This is a genomic window from Holzapfeliella sp. JNUCC 80 (assembly GCF_053667655.1).
The window spans coordinates 914,461-936,532 of sequence record NZ_CM132205.1 but is presented as its reverse complement, the minus strand read 5'-3'; the positions used below and the strand labels follow the sequence as shown (position 1 = coordinate 936,532).

17 protein-coding genes, 6 tRNA genes and 2 rRNA genes are annotated in these 22,072 nt (G+C 36.0%); all 25 read left to right on the top strand.

What is annotated here, in order from left to right:
• The first annotated feature begins 31 nt into the window (after window positions 1-31).
• The 25 genes from rrf (JNUCC80_RS04720) to pcrA all read left to right on the top strand — a co-directional run bounded on the left by rrf (JNUCC80_RS04720) (window position 32) and on the right by pcrA (window position 22,058).
• Window positions 32-148: ribosomal RNA gene (rrf, locus tag JNUCC80_RS04720) — 5S ribosomal RNA — on the top strand.
• A gap of 10 nt (window positions 149-158) precedes the next feature.
• Window positions 159-231, top strand: a tRNA-Asn gene (locus JNUCC80_RS04715).
• 72 nt (window positions 232-303) lie between these two features.
• Window positions 304-420, top strand: a 5S ribosomal RNA gene (gene rrf / locus JNUCC80_RS04710).
• 9 nt (window positions 421-429) lie between these two features.
• Window positions 430-502: transfer RNA gene (locus JNUCC80_RS04705), tRNA-Val, on the top strand.
• An 80-nt stretch (window positions 503-582) separates the two neighbouring features.
• Window positions 583-655: transfer RNA gene (locus JNUCC80_RS04700), tRNA-Thr, on the top strand.
• 74 nt (window positions 656-729) lie between these two features.
• Window positions 730-812, top strand: a tRNA-Tyr gene (locus tag JNUCC80_RS04695).
• 5 nt (window positions 813-817) lie between these two features.
• Window positions 818-889 (top strand) — tRNA-Gln (locus JNUCC80_RS04690).
• A 92-nt stretch (window positions 890-981) separates the two neighbouring features.
• The gene (locus JNUCC80_RS04685; protein ID WP_454144074.1) at window positions 982-1,683 is read left to right on the top strand and encodes a GntR family transcriptional regulator; all 702 of its coding nucleotides are present in this window, start codon (window positions 982-984) and stop codon (window positions 1,681-1,683) included.
• 57 nt (window positions 1,684-1,740) lie between these two features.
• A complete protein-coding gene (locus JNUCC80_RS04680) occupies window positions 1,741-3,180 on the top strand; it encodes an oligosaccharide flippase family protein (protein WP_454152736.1) in 1,440 nt (479 codons plus the stop codon).
• A gap of 1 nt (window position 3,181) precedes the next feature.
• Window positions 3,182-3,922 (top strand): WecB/TagA/CpsF family glycosyltransferase, encoded by a 741-nt coding sequence (locus JNUCC80_RS04675; protein WP_454152735.1) that lies wholly within the window; start codon window positions 3,182-3,184, stop codon window positions 3,920-3,922.
• The gene (locus JNUCC80_RS04670; protein ID WP_454152734.1) at window positions 3,903-5,012 is read left to right on the top strand and encodes a glycosyltransferase family 4 protein; all 1,110 of its coding nucleotides are present in this window, start codon (window positions 3,903-3,905) and stop codon (window positions 5,010-5,012) included. Before JNUCC80_RS04675 ends, JNUCC80_RS04670 begins: the two co-directional genes overlap by 20 nt.
• On the top strand, window positions 5,002-7,683 hold the full coding sequence (locus JNUCC80_RS04665) for an O-antigen ligase family protein (RefSeq protein ID WP_454152733.1): 2,682 nt from the start codon (window positions 5,002-5,004) through the stop codon (window positions 7,681-7,683). Before JNUCC80_RS04670 ends, JNUCC80_RS04665 begins: the two co-directional genes overlap by 11 nt.
• Window positions 7,680-8,378 carry a glycosyltransferase family 32 protein gene (locus JNUCC80_RS04660; RefSeq protein ID WP_454152732.1) on the top strand — a complete coding sequence of 233 codons (699 nt, stop codon included), beginning with the start codon at window positions 7,680-7,682 and terminating at the stop codon, window positions 8,376-8,378. The genes JNUCC80_RS04665 and JNUCC80_RS04660 overlap by 4 nt, the downstream gene beginning before the upstream one ends.
• Before the next feature lie 12 nt (window positions 8,379-8,390).
• Window positions 8,391-9,863: a nicotinate phosphoribosyltransferase gene (locus JNUCC80_RS04655; RefSeq protein WP_454152731.1), complete on the top strand. Its 1,473-nt coding sequence runs from the start codon at window positions 8,391-8,393 to the stop codon at window positions 9,861-9,863.
• A 1-nt stretch (window position 9,864) separates the two neighbouring features.
• Window positions 9,865-10,692, top strand: a complete 828-nt coding sequence (nadE, locus tag JNUCC80_RS04650) for an ammonia-dependent NAD(+) synthetase (protein ID WP_454152730.1) — start codon at window positions 9,865-9,867, stop codon at window positions 10,690-10,692.
• Window positions 10,693-10,914: 222 nt separating this feature from the next.
• Window positions 10,915-13,593 (top strand): calcium-translocating P-type ATPase, PMCA-type, encoded by a 2,679-nt coding sequence (locus JNUCC80_RS04645; protein WP_454144090.1) that lies wholly within the window; start codon window positions 10,915-10,917, stop codon window positions 13,591-13,593.
• 48 nt (window positions 13,594-13,641) lie between these two features.
• Window positions 13,642-13,726: transfer RNA gene (locus JNUCC80_RS04640), tRNA-Leu, on the top strand.
• Between the two features lie 81 nt (window positions 13,727-13,807).
• Window positions 13,808-14,419, top strand: a complete 612-nt coding sequence (locus tag JNUCC80_RS04635) for an ECF transporter S component (protein ID WP_454152729.1) — start codon at window positions 13,808-13,810, stop codon at window positions 14,417-14,419.
• Window positions 14,420-14,566: 147 nt separating this feature from the next.
• Window positions 14,567-14,767: a cold-shock protein gene (locus JNUCC80_RS04630; RefSeq protein ID WP_056974321.1), complete on the top strand. Its 201-nt coding sequence runs from the start codon at window positions 14,567-14,569 to the stop codon at window positions 14,765-14,767.
• A gap of 78 nt (window positions 14,768-14,845) precedes the next feature.
• Entirely contained in the window at window positions 14,846-15,403 is a 558-nt protein-coding gene (locus JNUCC80_RS04625) for a glycoside hydrolase family 73 protein (RefSeq protein WP_454152727.1), read from the top strand.
• A 79-nt stretch (window positions 15,404-15,482) separates the two neighbouring features.
• Window positions 15,483-16,061 carry a xanthine phosphoribosyltransferase gene (locus tag JNUCC80_RS04620; RefSeq protein WP_454144097.1) on the top strand — a complete coding sequence of 193 codons (579 nt, stop codon included), beginning with the start codon at window positions 15,483-15,485 and terminating at the stop codon, window positions 16,059-16,061.
• Window positions 16,062-16,065: 4 nt separating this feature from the next.
• Window positions 16,066-17,394, top strand: a complete 1,329-nt coding sequence (locus JNUCC80_RS04615; RefSeq protein ID WP_454144099.1) for a nucleobase:cation symporter-2 family protein — start codon at window positions 16,066-16,068, stop codon at window positions 17,392-17,394.
• A 133-nt stretch (window positions 17,395-17,527) separates the two neighbouring features.
• Window positions 17,528-19,006, top strand: coding sequence for an IMP dehydrogenase (gene guaB, locus JNUCC80_RS04610; protein WP_454152726.1), 1,479 nt, complete (start codon window positions 17,528-17,530; stop codon window positions 19,004-19,006).
• Between the two features lie 118 nt (window positions 19,007-19,124).
• Window positions 19,125-19,703 (top strand): xanthine phosphoribosyltransferase, encoded by a 579-nt coding sequence (locus JNUCC80_RS04605; protein ID WP_454144103.1) that lies wholly within the window; start codon window positions 19,125-19,127, stop codon window positions 19,701-19,703.
• A 132-nt stretch (window positions 19,704-19,835) separates the two neighbouring features.
• A complete protein-coding gene (pcrA, locus tag JNUCC80_RS04600; RefSeq protein ID WP_454152725.1) occupies window positions 19,836-22,058 on the top strand; it encodes a DNA helicase PcrA in 2,223 nt (740 codons plus the stop codon).
• The last annotated feature ends 14 nt before the right edge of the window (window positions 22,059-22,072 follow it).

The following is a 22,072-nucleotide window of genomic DNA, read 5'->3' as shown; positions in this document are numbered from 1 at the left end:
TTGAGTGTTCAGCACTCAAGGTAAATAAAAGTGTGGTGGCGATAGCAAGAAGGTTACACCTGTTCTCATGCCGAACACAGAAGTTAAGCTTCTTAACGCCGAAAGTAGTTGGTGGGTGACTACCTGCGAGGATAGGACGTTGCCACGCTTTTTTTTATTCCGGTTTAGCTCAGTTGGTAGAGCACTTGACTGTTAATCAAGCTGTCGTCAGTTCGAGTCTGACAACCGGAGCTAATTGAAACACGTGAGTATCATCCGTGGTGCTCATGTATTTTTTTGGCAAAATATTTTTAATAGATTTAGTGTGGTGGCGATAGCAAGAAGGCTACACCTGTTCTCATGCCGAACACAGAAGTTAAGCTTCTTAGCGCTAAAAGTAGTTGGTGGGTAACTACCTGCGAGGATAAGACGTTGCCACGCTAGTCATTTGGAGGATTAGCTCAGCTGGGAGAGCATCTGCCTTACAAGCAGGGGGTCACAGGTTCGATCCCTGTATCCTCCATAATTAAAGGTCATAAATATTTTGTTTATGACTTTTTTTATTGTATTTAGAATTATTTTTTGATAACATTAATTTGTTATGCCGGTTTAGCTCAGCTGGTAGAGCATCGGTATCGTAAACCGAGGGTCACAGGTTCAAATCCTGCAACCGGCATTGATAACTATTTTTCATGAATTTATCATTGATTTTTATTTATAGATTCGTTATCATAATAAATGTAGTGCTACGGAGGAGTAGCGAAGTGGCTAAACGCAGCGGACTGTAAATCCGCCCCATTATTGGTTCGGTGGTTCGAATCCACTCTCCTCCATTTACTGGGTTATAGCCAAGCGGTAAGGCAACGGACTTTGACTCCGTCATGCGCTGGTTCGAATCCAGCTAACCCAATACTAGAAAACGTCCGGATTGATTTCCGGGCGTTTTTTGTTTATCTAGGATTTGTGGAGTGAGCTGTTAAACTACTTAGGAGGATGAAGAAAATGCAAGATCCAATATACATTCAAATACATAATGATATTAAGCAAAAAATTGAAACGGGGCAGTGGCAGTTAGGCCAGCGTTTGCCATCTGAGCGAAAACTATCAGAAACGTTTGGTGTCAGCAGAATGACTTTACGGCAAGCAATTTCAACATTGGCTGAAGAAGGAATATTAGAGCGCCGTCCAGGATCTGGAACTTATGTCTCAAGTCAAAAAGTTCAAGAAAAAATGACGGGGATTACGTCTTTTACAGATATGATGAAAAAACAAGGCAAAAAGCCATCAAGTCAAACAGTTACTTACCGATTAACTAAACCTTCATTAAGTGAAAAAGAAAAGCTACAGCTCAATGTGAACCAAAACGTTCTTAGAATGGAACGAATTCGATTTGCAGACGGCATTCCAATTAGTTTTGAAGTCGCCTCTATTCCTGAAAACTTAATTGGAGACTTACATAAATCAGAAATTACAACATCCTTATACCATGCAGTTAAGCATAAAAACAAATTCGAATTAAATCATGTTGAGCAGACGATTGGGGCTACAATTGCTAATGAACAAATTGCAAAAATGTTAGACATTAAAAAGGGAGACCCTTTAGTATTACTGCGTCAAATCACACGATTAGAGGATTATCGACCTTTTGAATATGTCCGTTCGCAATATGTTGCAGAACGTTTCGAATTTTACTTTGAACGATGAAAAAAGCAGGCTATTTTTGGTATAATAAACGTTAGTATACTCGAATGAGGGATTATTTTGAAAAAAACATTAGTTAATATATTTTACAACGCCGTATATCAAGTATTTTTAGTTTTAATACCAATGATAACGGTGCCTTATTTATCACGGACACTAGGTCCAACACAAAATGGTGTATATAGTTCTGTTAACTTTACGATTCAATTTCTAATGGTGTTTTGTGCCATTGCAATGAGTCAAATTGGAACGCGTGCAGTAGCTAAAATAAGGGCCAAAAACGATCGACCAAAATTAACAGAAGCTTTTTGGGGATTGTGGTACGTCCAAGCACTATCTAGTATCGCGGTTATTATTTTAACACTGCTAGCAGTTACTATTTTTAAAGTAGAATATCAATTTTATTTCTATCTACAGATTCCATTTTTAATTTCCGCAATGTTTGACATTTCGTGGTTCTATCAAGGGCTAGAAGAGTTTGGGAAAGTAGTTTTACGAAATACAGCAGTTAAGTTATCCTCTGTTGTTTTGATTTTTCTTTTTGTGAAATCGCAGCAGGATTTATGGATTTATATGCTGATTATGTCGGTTACAACGATGTTAGGAAGCTTTGTTTTTTGGCTATCAATCAAGCGATATGTTGATCGACCTGTAAAACGATTTTATCAGTTTAGAAGTGTCATTATTGCTGTGCTTACTTTGATTATTCCACAAGCAGCAACACAAATTTATAATTCATTAGATAAACCAATTCTTAACTTTTTAAATGGTTCAGCTACCCAGGTTGGTTATTATGATTATTCTCAAAGAATTTCGACTATTTTGTTGGGAGTAATTACTTCTATCACGATTGTCATGATGCCCAAAATGGCAAGTGCCTCTAAAGAATCACAACGTGTCTTTTTGAAAAAGTCGCTTGAAATCACGACATTCTTAGCAATCATTTTTACGATTATCGTGATGATTAACACCAAAGAATTCGTGCCAGTCTTCTTTAGTGCTCAATTTGAACCAATGACGATGATATCGTATTTTGCAACGCTTCGAATTGTCTTTTTACCAATAGGGGAAGTCTTTTCAAATCAGTTTGCGTTAGCAAATAGACGTGATAAAGATTACGCTATTCCTGTCATCATAGGTGCTGTATTGAGTTTGGTGTTGAACCTGATTTTAGATAAACCCTATGGTGCAGTTGGTGCAATGATCAGCTTATTGACGGTTGAATTTGTTGTCTGTTTACTCAGAATTTACATTGTTCGTGATGCTTACGATGCTAAATACGTGTTCAAAGATTTTCCCAAATTTGCGATTTTAGCAGCTGTTACGTTCGTCGTCGGTAGTTTATTACCCAACTTTGTATCACAGCCTTATCTCAATATGACGATTAAGTCATTAATTGTATCGGCAGTGTACTTGGTCATCTTTATATTGATGAAATTTGAAATCGCTAATGATTTTAAGTTTCTTATTGAAAAAATTCTAAAAAGAAGAGAGTCATAACATGTCAAAAGTAGATGTATTAGGAGTTCAGTTTGATAACTATTCAGAAGAAGAATTCAAACAAAAGATTTTAGCTCAATTTTCCGAAAAAAAGTCAACCTTTATCGTGACTGCTAACCCAGAAATTGTGATGAAAGCCCGCGAAGATCAAAAATTGTTGCAGATGATTAATGAAGCTGATTTTGTAACGCCTGATGGAATTGGTATCATAAAAGCAGCTAACACATTGCAAACACCACTAAAAGAACGTGTGACAGGCTATGACTTGTTTGAGTTTTTTATGAAGCAAGCCAACCGTAAAGAGTATCGTGTCTACTTAGTAGGTGCAAAGCCAGAAGTGATTACAGCGGTTAACAAAAAAGTTCAACTGGAATATCCTCATATCAAAATAGTTGGATTGAAAGATGGTTACTTTGAAGAACCGATTGAAATCGTGGCTAAAGAAATTGATCAAGCAAAACCTGATTTTGTTTTTGCGGCTTTAGGATTTCCAAAACAAGAACAGCTATTAAACTTACTTAAAAAATTAGAACTTCCTGCTGTTATGATGGGAGTTGGTGGTAGTTTTGATGTGTTTTCAGGTCAAGTTAAACGCGCACCAAAATTATTCCAAACATTACATCTAGAATGGCTTTATCGTGCCGTTAAAAATCCAAGTCGATTCAAAAGATTATTTATTATTCCAAAATTCCTTAAAGCAGTTAAGAAGCAGGTAAAAAGTCATGAAAATACTTCACGTTAACGCGGGGCTTGAAAACGGCGGTGGACTTTACCACATTATTCAGCTTCTAAAAGAAGCTAAATCAAAAAATGCCCCTTTTACACTATTAACACTAGCTGAAGGTCCTGTAGCGCAAGCAGCTAGAGAAGCAGGTATTAAAACTGAAACGTTTTCAAAGTCATCAAGATATCAATTGAGCATCCTAAAAGACCTCAAGAATTACATTAATGAGGGTCAATATGATATTGTGCATACGCATGGTGCGCGTGCCAACTTGTTTTTGAGCATGATACATCGTCAAATTTCTGCAAAGTGGGTCGTGACTGTTCATAGTGATCCTTTAAAGGACTTTGAATCTCATGGTGCTATTGGTAAAGTGTTTACTAAGTTAAATTGTCGTTCACTAAAAAAGGCAGATGGCGTTTTAGCAGTAACCGATAGATTCAAAAATCAACTGATTAAAGACATTAAGTTAAATCCTCAAAAAGTATCGACCATTTATAACGGAATTGCATTTACTCAAAATCCACTACCTAAGGTGGCACATGACGGTTTTAATATTATCAATGTTGCGCGATTAGTGCCGATAAAAGGTCATAAACTATTGTTGCAAGCAATCAAAGATGCCAACATCCCCAATTTAAAATTACATTTAGTCGGTGATGGTCCATTAGAAGATGAGCTTAAACAATATGTCAATGAACATCAGCTATCTAATCAGGTCGAGTTCCATGGCTATTTGAAGCAATCACAAATTAATCAACTTTATCAAACAACAGATTTAGCAGTGTTAACTTCTTATTCAGAAAGTTTTCCGTTAGTGATATTAGAGGCTTCAGACGCTAATGTTGCGTTATTAATGACAAAAGTTGGCGATTATCAAGTGATGATACCAAACGAAGAACATGGGTTTGTAGCAGATGTTGGTAGCGTTGAAATGATTACAAGCAAACTCAAAAAAGTTTATCAAACATACTTGAATCAAACGTTGTCATCAATTGCTCAACGAGAACGCGATTATCTATCAACGAACTTTTCGATTGAAAATCAATTCAACTCAATTATGAAAATTTACCATCAGCAATTAGAAGGGTGTAAAAATGACTTATAAAAAGAACTGGCTTTTAGGTTTATTTATTGCTTTTTTATCCATTCAACCATTCTTGGATATTAAATACTTTTATCAACCGCCTTTGCTTAATGTATTGCCATTTGCAATACCAACAGTGATTAGAATTATCGGAATTGGTGTGCTATTTTTAGCAACGTTTATAATGTTAATGAAAAACAAAGAGCGTTTATTTTTAGTGGGATATGGATTGATTGTTTTAGTTTACACGGCAGCTCACCTGTATAATGCAACAAAATTCAGTTCTGTATCGCCAACAAGTTTTGGCTATTCTGTCACATCAGAAATTTTTTATTTGATTCGATTATTGCTGCCGATTTTAATGGTTGTTATTGCCTATAAAATCAAGCTATCTGATTATAAATTTGAAAAAATCATTGTCATACTGAACTTCTTGATTTCTGGATCAATAGTCTTTTCAAATTTATTTAAATTAGGAATTTCTTCTTATTCAGATGTTACCATCACGCACAGTATTTTTGATTGGTTTAATAATCCAAATATGGATTATTACTATGCAGCCACTCGTGGTTGGTTCAACTTTGCTAACGCGATATCAGGCGTTCTAGCTTTAATCGGGCCCATTGTTATTTATTTCCTACTAACCAAGCGAAATGCTAAAAATGGCTTGTCATTTGGATTATACTTCCTAGCATCAGTTATGATTGGAACTAAATCTGCTATTTACAGTTTGATTATCGTTTTAGCAGGGATGTTCGTTTTATACTTGTTTACAAGTTTAATCCAAAACAAAATGCAATTTAGCAAACTCAACTTTGCGTTTTTAAGCTTGTCATTAATTGCAGTTGTTGCGATTATGCCATTTTCGCCTTCTAGTTCGAGAGAATCAATGGATGGTCAACAAGTGATTAATCGTGAATCAATGCGCTCAATCAAAGATTTGAGTTTTGAAGCCTATGAACGAGCAATGAACGAGGCACAAACGCCTGAAGAAAAGCAAAAAATCAAATTAAACTTTATTAGTGAAAAATATCCCTTATATTCAATTATTCCACAATTGATTACACACTCATTACCTTATGATCAAGACCCTGATTTTTGGATTGGTGTCATGAATCATAATCGAACAGGTTATTATGATAATCGACAAATGGAACAATTAATGTTGCAACGTGTTAAATCAACTAATAACAAGAGTTTAGATAACTGGTTTGGGATTACTTATTCTCGTATGAGTAACATTTATGTGCTAGAACGTGATTTCTTAGCCCAATATTACACTATCGGAATTTTAGGATTACTTGTATTTGTCTTACCATTAGTTTTCTTAGTTATTTTTGGTGGTTTGCGAATTTTAAGACACTTTAACCGTCTGTTTAACTTGAAGAATGCGTCAATTACATTTGGATTAGGAATGATTTTCTTTATTTCGCTTTATAGTGGCAATATTTTAGATTTCTTAATTGATACATTAATTTTGGCATTTATTTTAGGTTACTGGTTGAAAGATTTAAGTCGTCAATTGAAAAAAGAAGAAGAACCACAAATTTCAATTATCGTGCCAACTTACAATCGTGCTGATATGATTGAAGGTATGCTTGAATCAATTGCTTCACAGGACTATCAAAATGTACAAGTAATTATTTCTGATGATGGATCAGTTGATAATACTCAAGAAGTTGTTGAACACTTTAGTGATTATCACCAAGGATTGAAGATTAAATATATCAAAAATGAAAACGGTGATCAGTTAAACGCTATCAATCGTGCGGTTCCGTTTATTACAGGGGATATCATTTATATTTTACATTCTGATGATCGATTTTATGATAATCGTGTTTTAACTCACGTTGTTTCTGAGCTCAATGAGACAGATTATGATGGCCTTTTTGCCAATATCGTTGAGGAAAATACGACAACTAATAAAATTAAAAAACATCGAACTAAGAGTTTTTATCCAGGATATTTAACTAGTGCCAAAACGGCACTTGGTTTGGGTCGAAACCCGTATGTTGATTTTATCTTCTTCAGAAGAGAAGCCTTTTTCAGGACAAGTTACGAGTCTTATATTGTTAATAATACTTGTGCTTGGCGTTCTTTAACGAACGAGCGTTTGAATCTAGGAAATGCTAACTACTATACATTGAAGTATCAAGTTCATGGTGACAATTATTTAGATAGCAGTGATGGACAAGAAAATGTGTTGAATGGTGAATTGCGTACACTAACCAACATTTTAGCCTTTAGCTCTATTCCGTTATTCAGTATTCAAAGACAACTATTTAGAATTGTTAATAAATTAGGACTAAATGCCTTGTACTATCCAATTGTTTTACGTTCTAAAACAAAAACTGAAAAAGTAGCACCTATTACAAGACAAGCGATTGCCTTGAGGTTAAAAGAACCGACAGAGTTATATCAAGCAATACAAGGATTCTTTGAAGCGGCCAATGACCGTTGTATTAAGTTACACATACCAGAAGATTTTAAAGTTTATGATGGTTCTGATATTCGAGAATTTAATAAGCAATTACACCAAAATGAATTGCATGACTTGTACTACCAATTGTTCGAAGAAATGAAAGCGGGCTTTGGTTGTGTTCAGATTAAGTCAACAGATTTATCGGATGTTCAACGTCTGTTAGAATTCTTGATGATTAAAGAATATGTTAGAATTGAGGTCATTTTATGATACCGAAAAAAATCCATTACGTTTGGGTCGGTGGAAACGAAAAACCAAAAGATATTCAAAAGTGTTTACAAACTTGGAAAAAACATTTGAGCGATTATGAAATTATCGAATGGAACGAAGATAATTTTGACATTAATCAAAATCGTTACTTAAAGCAAGCTTATGAAGCTAAAAAGTGGGCCTTTGTGAGTGACTATATTCGAGCAAGTGTTATCTACAAATACGGTGGGATTTACTTAGACACGGATGTTTTAGTTCTGGATGATTTAAATGATTTACGTCAAAACGCTGCTTTCGTTGGATTTGAAAATCCTGATTATCCATTTACAGCTGCTTTTGGTGCCGAAAAACATCATCCTTTAATTAAAGATATGCTAGATTATTATGACAACTTGGATTTTGATTTTGATTCCAGTGATCAAATGGCAGGTGTTAACACAGTGAGTGTTTCAGATATTTTGATTGATAAATATCATTGTCGTCCAAACAACCAAGAACAAATTCTTAAAGAAGGTATCCACGTTTATCCTGATTATGTTTTGTGTAATCCAAGCCGTGCTTCAAAAACAATTCATGTTTTCACAGGTACTTGGATGGAAGGACAAAAGAGTTGGAAACGCAAACTAGTTAAATGGATGAAATTACACGCCACAACAAAAAAACGTGCAGAATTCTACACACGTTTGTTTAAATAAGGAGAAGCAAGTATGGCTTTTGTAAGCAAAAACGATTCATTGACTTTACACACAGATTTATATCAAATTAATATGATGTACACTTACTTCAAAATGGGCTTACACGAAAAAAATGCGGTTTTCGAATGCTATTTCAGAAGTATGCCTTTTGATAGTGGATATGCGGTATTTGCAGGATTAGAACACATTGTTTCTTATCTTGAGCAGTTGACATTTGATGAATCTGATTTAGAATTTTTGAAACAAAACGAAAACTACGATGAAGATTTTATTGACTACTTGAGACATTTTCAGTTTAAGTGTTCCGTTAATTCAGTTGTCGAAGGTGAAATTGTGTTCAACAATGAACCGTTACTTCAAGTTGAAGGACCGCTTGCACACTGTCAGTTAATTGAAACTGCTATTTTGAATTTTGTGAATTTTCAAACGCTAGTTGCGACAAAAGCTTCCAGAATAAAATCTGCAGCTAAAGACGATATCGTACTTGAATTTGGGACACGTCGTGCACAGGAAGCAGATGCCGCAATTTGGGGAGCACGTGCTGCCTATATCGCAGGTTTTGACGCAACAAGTAATGTGCGCGCGGGCAAGTTATTTGATATTCCAGTTAGCGGGACACATGCGCACGCACTAGTACAAACTTATCAAAATGATTATGAAGCCTTTATGGCATATGCAAAAACACATCATAATTGTGTTTTTCTAGTTGATACTTATAACACATTGAGAAGTGGTGTACCAAGTGCGATTCGCGTGGCTAAAGAAATGGGAGACAAAATCAACTTCCAAGGTGTTCGAATTGATTCAGGGGACATGGCTTATATCTCTAAAAAAGTTCGCCAACAGTTAGACGAAGCTGGCTTTTACGACGCCAAGATATTTGCTTCAAATGACCTAGATGAAAAAACAATTTTAAACTTGAAAATGCAAGGTGCCAAAATCGATGCGTGGGGTGTTGGAACAAAATTGATTACGGCATTTGATCAACCAGCACTAGGCGCAGTTTATAAGATTGTATCAATTGAAGACGAAAACGGTAACATGCATGATACATTAAAATTATCAAGTAATGCTGAAAAAGTAAGCACACCTGGTAAAAAACAGGTATGGCGAATCACCAATAATCTTGAACATGAAAAGTCAGAAGGAGACTGGGTGAGCGTTTATGACGAAAATCCAAGAGACTTTGAATCACTTTACATGTTCCATCCAAAATATACTTACATCAATAAAGTTGTTGAAGATTTCAAAGCACGTCCTTTACTACAACCGATTTATGAACAAGGACAGTTAGTTTATAATCAGCCTAATATTGAGGCTATACGTGATTATGCCAAAAAATCATTGGATGCTTTGTGGGAAGAATACAAACGAGACTTGAATCCACAAGAGTATCCAGTTGACTTGTCTAAAAAATTGTATGATCATAAAATGAACTTGATTAATCAATTACGTGAAGAAAATAATTCAAAGGCGATGAAATAAAATGAGAGAAAAACAACGTGAGATTGTAGCATTTGAACAAGTTAAACCAACGATTAATGTGGAAGAAGAAGTTAGAAAATCGATTGACTTTTTGAAGGATTATCTCAAAGCACATCCTTTTTTAAAAACCTATGTATTAGGAATTTCAGGTGGCCAAGATTCAACGCTAACTGGAAAGTTAACCCAAATGGCAATTGATGAAATGCGTGAAGAAACGGGCGATGACGCCTATCAATTCATTGCAGTGAGATTACCTTATGGTACGCAAGCTGACGAACAAGATGCTATGGATGCTATTGAATTCATGAAAGCAGATCAAGTTTATCGTGTTGACATTAAAGAAAGTGTTGATGCATTGGTTAAGGCGGTTGAAGCTAACCAAACCGAAATCTCTGATTTTAATAAAGGTAACATTAAGGCGCGTGTTAGAATGACAACGCAATATGCCATTGCAGGTCAAAACCAAGGTGCAGTTGTTGGAACGGATCATTCTGCTGAAAATATCACGGGTTTTTACACCAAATACGGTGATGGTGCAGCTGATATCACACCAATTTTTAGATTAAACAAACGTCAAGGAAAAGCGCTTTTAACATTTTTAGGTGCACCAGAACACTTATACCTAAAAGAACCTACGGCAGATCTTGAAGAAGACCGCCCAGCACTTGCTGATGAAGTGGCTTTAGGCGTAACTTATGATGCCATTGATGATTATTTAGAAGGTAAGTCAGTTAGTGACCACGATGCCGAAATCATCGAAAATTGGTATGCCAAAACTGAACATAAGCGTCATATGCCAATTAGTATTTTTGATGACTTTTGGAAGTAGGACAATATTTTAATAGATAATGCTTGTCAGAACCTTTAAATTAACGCTATAATATTAATGACATAAGGGAGTAACTGGCAGAAGTATTCTGTGGTAAGTTCATCAACCTGAAACCATTGTTTCTGGACTTATCTTGAATGGTGAGACTTATGCGTGATTATTCGCGCATAAGTCTTTTCTTTTTCAGTTAGGGTTCCTAAGAGTAAAAAACGGAGGGTTATTATGGAAAATTCAAAACGAATTTACGCACTAAGCGCTTCTGAAGTTGAAAAGCAGCTTAACACCTCAAAAGAAGGGCTATCTAGTGCCGAAGCAAAAGCTCGTTTAGAAAAAGATGGGTTAAACACACTTCAATCTAAACAAAGCAAATCAATGCTTCAAAAGTTCTTTGATCAATTCAAGGACTTTATGATTGTTGTTTTACTTGTTGCAGCTGTTGTTTCAGGTTTGGTTGCACAAGAGTGGGCCGATGCTATTATCATCTTAGCTGTTGTGCTAATCAATGCCGTTCTAGGTGTATTCCAAGAATCAAAAGCTGAAGAAGCAATTGAAGCGTTGAAAGAAATGTCAACGCCGAATGCAAACGTTTATCGCGATGGAAAAATGGTTTCAGTTCCAAGTGATCAAGTGGTTGTAGGAGATATTGTTTCGGTTGAAGCCGGAGATGTTGTGCCAGCAGATATTCGTTGGCTATCAACAGCCTCACTTCAAATTGAAGAATCTGCCTTAACTGGTGAATCTGTTCCAGTTGATAAAAACGACAAGGAACTAGAAGACAAAGATGTGCCAATTGGTGATCGTATTAACTTAGGTTTTATGAATAGTAACGTAACTTCAGGTCGTGGACTTGGTGTTGTAACAGCTATTGGGATGCAAACAGAAGTTGGACGTATTGCCGGTATGTTGAATGATACTGACGAAACAACAACACCACTTCAAGAAAACCTAAACTCATTAGGTAAAGTGTTAACTTTCTTGATTTTAATTATTGCGGCTTTAATTTTTGTAATTGGTCTTTTCACTAACCATGAAGGATTACCACTACAAACAGTTGCAACTAACATGTTCTTAACAGCTATTTCACTTGCTGTTGCGGCTATTCCAGAAGGATTGCCAGCTATTGTAACCATTATCTTAGCTTTAGGAACTCAAAAGATGGCAAAACGTAATGCTTTAGTACGTAAATTGCCAGCTGTTGAAACATTAGGAAGTACTGACATTATTGCTTCAGATAAGACAGGTACTTTAACGATGAACCAAATGACTGTTGAAAAAGTTTATTACGATGGTCAAGTGCACAGCGCTGAAGACAAAATTGATGCTAATAACTCAATGTTACGTGTTATGAACATGGCTAACGATACTAAAATCGGTGGCGAATCAGAGTTAATTGGTGATCCAACTGAAACAGCTTTAGTTCAATTTGGATTAAATCATAAATTTAATATCAACTCTGTGTTAAAAGCTGAACCTCGTGTTGAAGAAGTACCTTTTGATTCTGACCGTAAATTGATGTCAACAATTCACAAAGTTGAAGGCAACCCTTACTTTGTGGCCGTTAAAGGTGCACCAGATGAATTATTAAAACGTGTAACTAAGATTCAATTAAACGGTAAAGTAACCGACATTACTGAAGAACAAAAACAAGAAATTCTAGCAACAAATACATCAATGGCTAAGCAAGCACTTCGTGTGTTGGCTATGGCTTATAAGACAGTTGACCAAATTCCAAATGACCCTTCAACTGAAACGGTTGAAAATGACTTAGTATTTGCTGGTCTAGTGGGTATGATTGACCCTGAAAGACCAGAAGCTAAACAAGCGATTGCAGAAGCTAAAGATGCTGGTATTACACCAATCATGATTACAGGTGATCACCAAGATACAGCTGAAGCGATTGCTGGTCGTCTAGGTATTATTACACCAGGTGATGATAGCCGTGTTATTACAGGTGCGCAACTAGATGAAATGACACCTGAAGAGTTTAAAGAACGTGTACCAGAATTCTCTGTTTATGCGCGTGTATCACCTGAACATAAAGTTCGTATCGTTAAAGCATGGCAAAGTCGTGGTAAAGTTGTTGCGATGACTGGTGACGGTGTTAATGATGCACCATCACTAAAAACGGCTGATATCGGTATTGGTATGGGTATCACAGGTACTGAAGTATCAAAAGGTGCTAGTGATATGGTTCTTGCTGATGATAACTTTGCAACGATCGTTCATGCTGTTCGTGAAGGACGTAAAGTTTTCTCAAATATTCAAAAATCAATTCAATACTTACTTTCAGCTAACTTAGGGGAAGTATTGACCTTATTCTTTATGACAATTTTAGGATGGGATATTCTAAAACCTGTTCAATTATTGTGGATTAACTTAGTAACCGACACATTCCCAGCGATTGCTTTGGGTGTTGAACCTAGTGAACCTGGTGTGATGAAACAAAAACCTCGTGGACGTAAATCTACTTTCTTCTCTGGTGGTGTTTCAACAGCTATCTTCTATCAAGGTATTCTAGAAGGTGCGTTAACATTAGGTGTTTACTTGATTGGTCTTCATATTGGCCCACACGTAAACGACTACGATATGTTACATGCAGATGCGTTAACAATGGCTTATGTGACACTTGGATTAATTCAGTTGTTCCACGCCTTTAACGTTAAATCTGTTCATCAATCACTTGCACAATCTAATCCATTTGCAAATAAAATGTTGAACTTAGGTATCTTAGTTTCATTTGTAATGTTAGCTATTACAATCTTTGTACCTGGATTTAACCAATTATTCCACGTAACACCACTAGACCTAGTTCAATGGGCTGTTGTGTTTGCTGCTGGATTTGCAATGATTATCATTGTGGAAGCTGTGAAATTTGTTCAACGTCGTATGGGACGTCAATAATAAATAATATTGCCTAAAAAAAAGTATTCTGATATACTTTTTTGGTAAGCGGGCGTGGCGGAATGGCAGACGCGCAAGATTAAGGATCTTGTGACCAATTATGGTCGTGGAAGTTCGAGTCTTCTCGCCCGCATCATGAAAAGCATCGCGATTGACTGGATTCGGTTGGTCGAGGTGCTTTTTAAATAATGAAAAGGATAGTTATACTTAAAAAATGAAGAAAAACGACGTACTAAGTTTAACCTTAATTGCTGTTTTTACAGCTTTGATTTTGATTCAATCTTATGTACCACAGTTTGGGTATATTACAGTTATTCCAGGGTTACCAGCTATTACAACAGTGGTCTTAACGGTTTCAATTGCAGGAGCTGTTTTAGGACCTAGAATGGGTGCCATTATTGGTCTGATTTGGGGAATTGTTGCCTTTATCATGGCTTACACACAACCTGGAAGTCCTGTTAGTTTATTACTTTTCCAAAATCCGTTCATTGCAATCGTGCCACGAGTTCTAGCTGGACTAGTTAGTGGTTATGCTGTTGTGTTATTTAATAAATTCAAAGCTAACCAATTTATCTCATACGGTGTGGCTGGATTACTAGGTGCTTTGATTAATACCTTAGGTGTAATCGCAATTGCAGCGCTTGTATTTATGAACAATCCTGAAGCCTTAACACAGTACTTAGGTAATACTCAAGGCAGCCAGTCGTTGTTCTTGATATTGATTGCGGTTCTTGGTGTGAATGCCTTAACAGAAGCCGGTGTATCAATGATTGTGACGTCAGTTGTGGGTCGCGCATTGAGTAAAGCTTTCGGCTCAATTAAGTAAAATCACCTTGTCTTATCGGGGTCATCATGTTAGTATAATAGGTGTAGTTTTTGAGTGGTAATTAGGTTCGATTGTTTTTAGTAAGACTTTCTTCTACCAGTACCAAGCATTAAATACATTATTACATTTCAGGAGGAAGTTCTTATTATGGAAAATGGAACAGTAAAATGGTTTAACCCAGAAAAAGGTTACGGTTTCGTAACTCGTGAAGATGGTAGTGACGTATTCGTTCACTTCTCAGCTATCCAAAGTGAAGGTTACAAAACTTTAGAAGATGGTCAATCAGTTTCTTTCGATATCGAAGAAAGTGACCGTGGACCACAAGCAGTTAACGTTAACAAACTTTAATAGCTAAGAAAAAGCCCTGACGGGGCTTTTTTTTTATCTCTTTTTCGTGGCGTTAATTAACTACAAGGAGAATATGTTATGAAAAAGTTTATCAGATTAATCGGACTTATTTTGTCATTAAGTATACTAACAGGATGTGCCTATCTAAATGATTATACAAATCATTCTGCACAGGTTAAGCAAGACTTTATTGACCGTATCGCAAAAGACGTCGTTGAAGTTAATCAAAATACTACAATTTTGAACAGTTTCGTTATTGCTCAAGCAGCATTAGAAAGTAACTATGGTAGAAGCGAATTGGCGCAGAACTATCACAATCTATTTGGTGTCAAAGCGGGTAGCCAATCTCAAAACAAAGTGACATTACCTACTCAAGAATATGTGAATGGTGAATATAAAACCTATAATTTAGATTTTCAGGTCTACAGTTCGGATAAAGAAGCCATCAAAGCTCACCAGAAATTACTGTTGTATGGGACAACCTGGAATAGTAAGCAGTACGATAGTGTTTTGAAATCAAAAAATTATAAAGAGGCGTCTTTGGCATTACAAAAGAGTGGCTACGCTACTGATCCAGAGTATGCAGATAAAATCGTGTCAGTTATTGAGGCCTATAGTTTGTATAATTACGATTGATTAGCTAAAAAATAGCAAAAATGTTCAGAACGTGTTAAGATTATTGTGAAAAATTTTTATTGAAGGTAGGACGAGAGTTTTGAAATTGCTTGAAGAAAGAATTAAAAAAGATGGCCAACTTTTAGGGGAAGAAGTACTAAAAGTTGATAGCTTTTTAAACCAACAAATAGATCCAGAACTAATGAAAGAAATGGGTAAAGAATTTTACCGTTTATTCAAAGATAACAACATCACCAAAATTTTGACAGTTGAATCATCAGGAATTGCACCTGCATTGATGGCTGGTTATGAATTTGGTGTGCCAGTGGTTTTCGCTAGAAAACATAAATCACTAACTCTAAAAGATCACTTATATTCAGCAACTGTTTACTCGTTTACAAAACAAACATCTAACGAAATTGCAATTTCACAAAAATTCTTAAGTGAAGATGACAATGTTTTACTAATCGATGACTTCTTGGCTAATGGTCAAGCTGTTAAAGGGATGCTTGAAATTTTAGAACAAGCTAATGCCTCACTTGGTGGTGTTGGGATTGTCATTGAAAAATCATTCCAAAAAGGTCGTCAAATGCTAGATGATGAAGGTATTCATGTTGAATCATTAGCACGTATTGCTGCATTTGAAAATGGCGAAGTTAAATTTGTAGAGGAGGATTAAGAGAATGGATTCTCACAAATTTAACAATAATTTAAAATCAGCACTTTTAGGGCTGCAGCATTTATTAGCGATGTACTCAGGATCAATTTTGGTACCACTATTAGTAGGTACAGCTCTAAACTTTAACTCAACACAAATGACTTATTTAGTGTCGATTGATATTTTGATGTGTGGGTTAGCAACGCTATTACAACTTCAAATGAATCGATTCTTTGGGATTGGGTTACCTGTTGTTTTAGGGTGTGCGATTCAAGCCGTTGAACCGCTAAAAATGATTGGTTCAGAATACGGTATTCAGTATATGTACGGGGCCATTATTTTAGCCGGAATTTTTGTATTCCTAATTGCAGGTGTCTTTTCAAAAATCAGAAGACTATTCCCGCCTATTGTTACCGGAACATTAATCACAATGATTGGATTATCATTGATGCCAGTTGCTTTCCAAAACATTGGTGGGGGCAATTCCTCTGCTGAAGATTTTGCTAATCCAACTCACTTATTACTTGGATTTTTAACAGTGGCTATTGTTTTAGCAATCAATGTTTGGGGTAAAGGATTCTTCAAATCAATCGCTGTTTTGATTGGTTTGGTAGTAGGAACTGTTCTTGCAGGTCTTATGGGTCAAGTTTCTTTACAACCAGTTGCTGAAGCAAGCTGGCTACACTTCCCTCAATTGTTCTACTTTGGTGCGCCAAAGTTTGAATGGTCTTCAACGATTACGATGATTTTAGTATTATTAACAACAATGGTTGAAACAACAGGGGTTTACTTTGCTTTAAGTGATGTGACTAAACAAAAACTATCTCAAGATGATTTGAAGCGCGGGTACCGTGCTGAAGGATTATCTGTTATTTTGGGTGGATTATTCAACACATTCCCTTACACAACTTTTTCACAAAACGTTGGCTTGTTGCAATTATCAGGAATTAGAACAAGACGTCCTATTTACTATGCTGCAGGATTCTTAATTCTGTTAGGATTCTTACCTAAATTTGGTGCGCTAGCAACGATTATTCCATCACCTGTTCTAGGTGGTGCAATGCTTGTGATGTTTGGTATGGTTGCCGTTCAAGGAATCAAAATGCTAAAACTAGTTGATTTCAACAACGAAAAGAACTTATTGATTGTTGCTGTTTCATTAGGACTAGGATTAGGTGTAACTTCTTATCCACACTTCTTCAATGCCTTACCTCAAACATTCAAAATGTTATTGAGTAATGGTATTGTAATTGCGATTTTATCTTCTGTTATTTTGAATTTATTATTCAACGGGAAAAAAGGCTTAGATCACGAAACAACTGAAGCCAAAAATCCACCAGTGGATGAAGTGTAATTACGACTTTAAATAAATATGATAACAAAATAAAGATAACGACTTTTATCTCATAATAAAGGGCCAACTGTTGACAGGTTGGCTTTTTTTTATTACATTTGAAAGTAATATAATTTTATGGAGGTTTTATTCAATGTCAAATTGGGACACAAAATTTAAAAAAGAAGGGCTTACCTTCGACGATGTTTTATTAATTCCTAGAGAAAGTCACGTATTACCAAATGATGCAGATTTATCTGTACAATTAGCGGATAATTTGAAACTGAATGTCCCAATTTTAAGTGCCAGCATGGACACAGTTACTGAATCAAAAATGGCTGTTGCTATGGCTCGCCAAGGTGGACTAGGTGTTATTCACAAAAATATGAGCATTGAAGCGCAAGCTGACAACGTTTTACAAGTTAAACGTTCTGAAAGTGGCGTAATCAGTGCACCATTTTTCCTAACAGCTGACCGTACAATCAACGAAGCTGAAGCATTGATGAGTCGTTACCGTATTAGTGGTGTTCCAATTGTTGATAATGATAAAAATCGTAAATTAACAGGTATTGTAACTAACCGTGATTTAAGATTTATTACCGACATGAACCAAAAAATCGATAATGTCATGACAAAAGAAGGCTTAGTAACTGCCCCAGTAGGGACATCTTTAACAGAAGCTGAAAAAATCTTACAAGATCACCGTATTGAAAAATTACCATTGATTGATACAGATGGTCGTTTAAGTGGTTTAATTACAATCAAAGATATCGAAAATGTTAAGCAATTTCCAAATGCTGCAAAAGATGCACAAGGTCGTTTATTAGTTGCTGCAGCTGTTGGTGTTACAAGTGATACATTCGAACGCGCACAAGCGTTACTTGATGCAGGTGCTGATGCAATTATCATTGATACTGCTCACGGACATTCTGCTGGTGTTCTACGTAAAATCGCTGAAATCAGAAAAGAATTCCCTAAAGCAACTTTAATTGCCGGAAATGTTGCAACAGCTGAAGGTACAGAAGCTTTATACCAAGCAGGTGTTGATGTTGTTAAAGTTGGTATTGGTCCAGGTTCAATTTGTACAACTCGTGTGGTTGCTGGTGTGGGTGTTCCTCAAATCACAGCTATCTACGATGTTGCAAATGTTGCTAAAAAATACAACAAGACAATTATTGCCGATGGTGGTATTAAATACTCAGGTGACATTATTAAAGCGCTAGCAGCAGGTGGAAATGCAGTTATGCTAGGTAGTATGTTAGCTGGTACTGAAGAATCACCTGGTGAATTTGAAATTTACCAAGGCCGTCGTTTCAAAACATACCGTGGTATGGGAAGTCTTGCTTCAATGACACATGGTTCATCAGATCGTTACTTCCAAGGTAGCGTAAACGAAGCTAACAAGCTAGTTCCTGAAGGAATCGAAGGTCGTGTTGCATACAAAGGACCTCTTGCAGATATCATCTACCAAATGGAAGGTGGAATCCGTTCAGGTATGGGTTATGTTGGTGCAGAAAACATTCAATCACTACATGACAACGCACAATTTGTTCGTATCACTGGTGCAGGTCTTAAAGAATCTCACCCTCACGATGTTCAAATCACAAAAGAAGCCCCTAACTACAGCTTATAAGCCGATTAAAGCCGATATAACATAAAAATAACGACCATTAAAACCGGTCGTGGTGTTATTATTCGTGTTGTGTTAGACTTAGTTTATAAGATAGATCTTCAAAAGGTAGGAAATAACATTGAAAATTTTAAAAGATAGATTACTTAAAGATGGAAAAGTTATCGGGGATGATGTTTTAGAAGTTGATTCATTCTTAAAACAACAATTAGACCCTGTTTTGATGAAGCAAATGGCTGATGAATTTTACGAACGCTTTAAAGAAAAGAAAGTGACAAAGATTCTGACAGTTGAAGCTTCAGGAATTGCACCAGCTATTATGGTTGGTTATAACTTCAACGTTCCTGTTGTTTTTGGTAGAAAACAAAAATCAGTAACATTGAACGATAACATGTACTCAGCAACAGTGTTCTCATACACACATCAAACATCAAATGAAATTGTTATTTCACGTGATTTCTTATCAGCTGATGACCATGTCCTAATTATCGACGACTTCTTGGCTAACGGACAAGCAGTTGAAGGTTTATTAGACATAGTTAACCAAGCAGAAGCAACAGTAGCAGGAATTGGAATTTCTGTTGAAAAGAGCTTCCAAAAAGGTCGCAAAATGTTAGATGAACAAGGTTACCAAGTGGAATCACTTGCACGTATTTCATCTTTTGAAGGTGGAAAAGTTCACTTTTTAGGCGAAGAATAAATTAAAAAAAGGTCACAAGCTTTTAGGCTGTGATCTTTTTTTGTGTGATAAAAACTACATTTAATAATTGATTTTTGCTATACTGGTATGTATTAGCAACGTTATAAATACAAGATGAGAGTAGGCAAAATTGTGAATCAAAATGATATTTTAACTGGACTAAATGACAAGCAAAAAGAAGCTGTCCAACATACAGAAGGTCCTTTGCTCGTAATGGCTGGAGCCGGTAGTGGTAAAACAAGTGTACTAACACGTCGGATTGCATATTTAGTTGATGAAAAAAATATCAATCCTTCTCATATCTTAGCTATCACCTTTACGAATAAGGCAGCTCGAGAAATGAAAGAACGTGTTTTGGACTTGTTGGGGTCAAAAGGCCAAAGCATCTGGATTTCAACATTCCATGCCTTATGTGTTCGTATTTTGAGAACAGAAGCACCTAAGATTAATTACACCACATCATTTACAATTTCAGATCCTGCAGAACAACAAACTTTAGTGAAGCAAATCCTAAAAGAACGCAACTATGATCCTAAATTGTATAATCCAAAAGCAATCTTAGGGACAATCAGTAACGCTAAAAATGACTTGTTAACACCTGAAAAATTTGCAGAAACGGTTAATAATAGTTTTGCAAAAGTGGTTTCAGAAGTATATGACCAATACCAAAAAACTTTATTTAATAATCAAGCAATGGACTTTGATGACTTGATTATGAAGACAATTGAATTGTTCAAAATTTCACCTGAAACATTACATTTTTATCAAGAAAAGTTCCAATATGTTCACGTTGATGAATACCAAGATACTAACGAAGCTCAGTACCAAATTGTTAAATTATTGAGTGCCAAATGTCAAAATATTTGTGTCGTTGGAGATTCTGACCAAAGTATTTACGGTTGGCGTGGTGCTAACATGGAAAATATTATGAATTTTGAGCAAGATTACGCAAATACTAAAACAATTTTACTTGAACAAAATTATCGTAGTACATCGCATATTCTAAATGCAGCTAACAGCGTGATTGAAAATAATAATAACCGTAAACCTAAGAACCTATGGACTGACCAAGGTGATGGTGAAAAAGTGAAGTATTATCGTGCACAAAACGATTTAGATGAATCATTATTTATTGTAGAAAATATTAATGAGGGCGTTGAATCTCAAAAACGTCATTATAGTGATTATGCGATTTTATACCGAACAAATGCACAATCAAGAACGATTGAAGAGGGATTTTTGAAATCATCAATTCCTTACAAAATTGTCGGTGGACATAAGTTCTATGATCGTAAAGAAATTAAAGATTTACTCGCTTATTTAAGATTAATTGATAATCCAAGCGACACAATGAGTTTGAACCGTATTATTAATACGCCAAAACGTGGAATCGGTCCGGGAACACTAGCTAAGTTGAATGACTTTGCGACAGAAAATAACTGGACCTTGCTTGAAGCAGCTAAAAATGTTGCACTATCATCTATCGGTAGTAAAGCACAAAAAGCAATGCAAGCTTTCTCAATCATGATGCAAGACTTCATAGATTATCATGACAATCATTCTATTACATCAATTGTTGAAAAAGTGCTACATCAAAGTGGTTATACACAAGACCTGAAGGAACAAAACACACTAGAATCACAAACCAGACTTGAAAATATCGATGAATTCTTGTCAGTAACTAATAAATTCGATGAAAGTTATGATGAAACTCAAACTGAACAATCTCGTTTAACTGACTTCTTAGCTGATGTTTCACTACTATCAGACCAAGATGAAGGCGAAGAAGATGAAGACGTTGTGACATTAATGACACTTCACGCTGCTAAAGGGTTAGAATTCCCCGTAGTCTTTTTAGTGGGAATGGAAGAAGGATTATTCCCATCTTCAAGAAGTCTTGGCGATGAAGATTCACTTGAGGAAGAACGTCGTTTGGCTTATGTTGGGGTGACACGTGCTAGAGAACAACTTTATTTAACTAATGCACATTCTCGTTTACTTTATGGTAGACGTCAATCTAATATGCCATCACGTTTTGTGCAAGAAATTTCATTCGACCATCTTGAAAAAATCGAACCAAAAGTGCAAGAACAACCTGATAATCCACTTAAGGACTATCACCGAAAAGCGTATTCACCAGTTTACCACAGCCACGTTGCACCAAAGAGTAAAGGGGCTGTTGGAGCTGAAAAACAACCTTGGCAAGTGGGCGATAAAGTTGCGCACAAAGCTTGGGGTGAAGGAACGGTTGTTAAAATTACAGGTAAAGGCGCTGACACCGAATTAGATATCGCATTTGAAAGCCAAGGTGTAAAACGTTTACTTGCTGAATTTGCACCAATTACGAAGAAATAAAAAAGGGATGACAT

Excerpts from the sequence above, each read along its gene's own strand:
- JNUCC80_RS04670 (WP_454152734.1), top strand. The coding sequence starts at position 3,903 with ATGAAAATACTTCACGTTAACGCGGGGCTTGAAAACGGCGGTGGACTT.
- guaB (WP_454152726.1), top strand. The coding sequence starts at position 17,528 with ATGTCAAATTGGGACACAAAATTTAAAAAAGAAGGGCTTACCTTCGAC.
- JNUCC80_RS04665 (WP_454152733.1), top strand. The coding sequence starts at position 5,002 with ATGACTTATAAAAAGAACTGGCTTTTAGGTTTATTTATTGCTTTTTTA.
- JNUCC80_RS04675 (WP_454152735.1), top strand. The coding sequence starts at position 3,182 with ATGTCAAAAGTAGATGTATTAGGAGTTCAGTTTGATAACTATTCAGAA.
- JNUCC80_RS04635 (WP_454152729.1), top strand. The coding sequence starts at position 13,808 with ATGAAGAAAAACGACGTACTAAGTTTAACCTTAATTGCTGTTTTTACA.
- nadE (WP_454152730.1), top strand. The coding sequence starts at position 9,865 with ATGAGAGAAAAACAACGTGAGATTGTAGCATTTGAACAAGTTAAACCA.
- JNUCC80_RS04630 (WP_056974321.1), top strand. The coding sequence starts at position 14,567 with ATGGAAAATGGAACAGTAAAATGGTTTAACCCAGAAAAAGGTTACGGT.
- JNUCC80_RS04615 (WP_454144099.1), top strand. The coding sequence starts at position 16,066 with ATGGATTCTCACAAATTTAACAATAATTTAAAATCAGCACTTTTAGGG.
- JNUCC80_RS04660 (WP_454152732.1), top strand. The coding sequence starts at position 7,680 with ATGATACCGAAAAAAATCCATTACGTTTGGGTCGGTGGAAACGAAAAA.
- JNUCC80_RS04685 (WP_454144074.1), top strand. The coding sequence starts at position 982 with ATGCAAGATCCAATATACATTCAAATACATAATGATATTAAGCAAAAA.
- JNUCC80_RS04655 (WP_454152731.1), top strand. The coding sequence starts at position 8,391 with ATGGCTTTTGTAAGCAAAAACGATTCATTGACTTTACACACAGATTTA.
- JNUCC80_RS04625 (WP_454152727.1), top strand. The coding sequence starts at position 14,846 with ATGAAAAAGTTTATCAGATTAATCGGACTTATTTTGTCATTAAGTATA.
- JNUCC80_RS04645 (WP_454144090.1), top strand. The coding sequence starts at position 10,915 with ATGGAAAATTCAAAACGAATTTACGCACTAAGCGCTTCTGAAGTTGAA.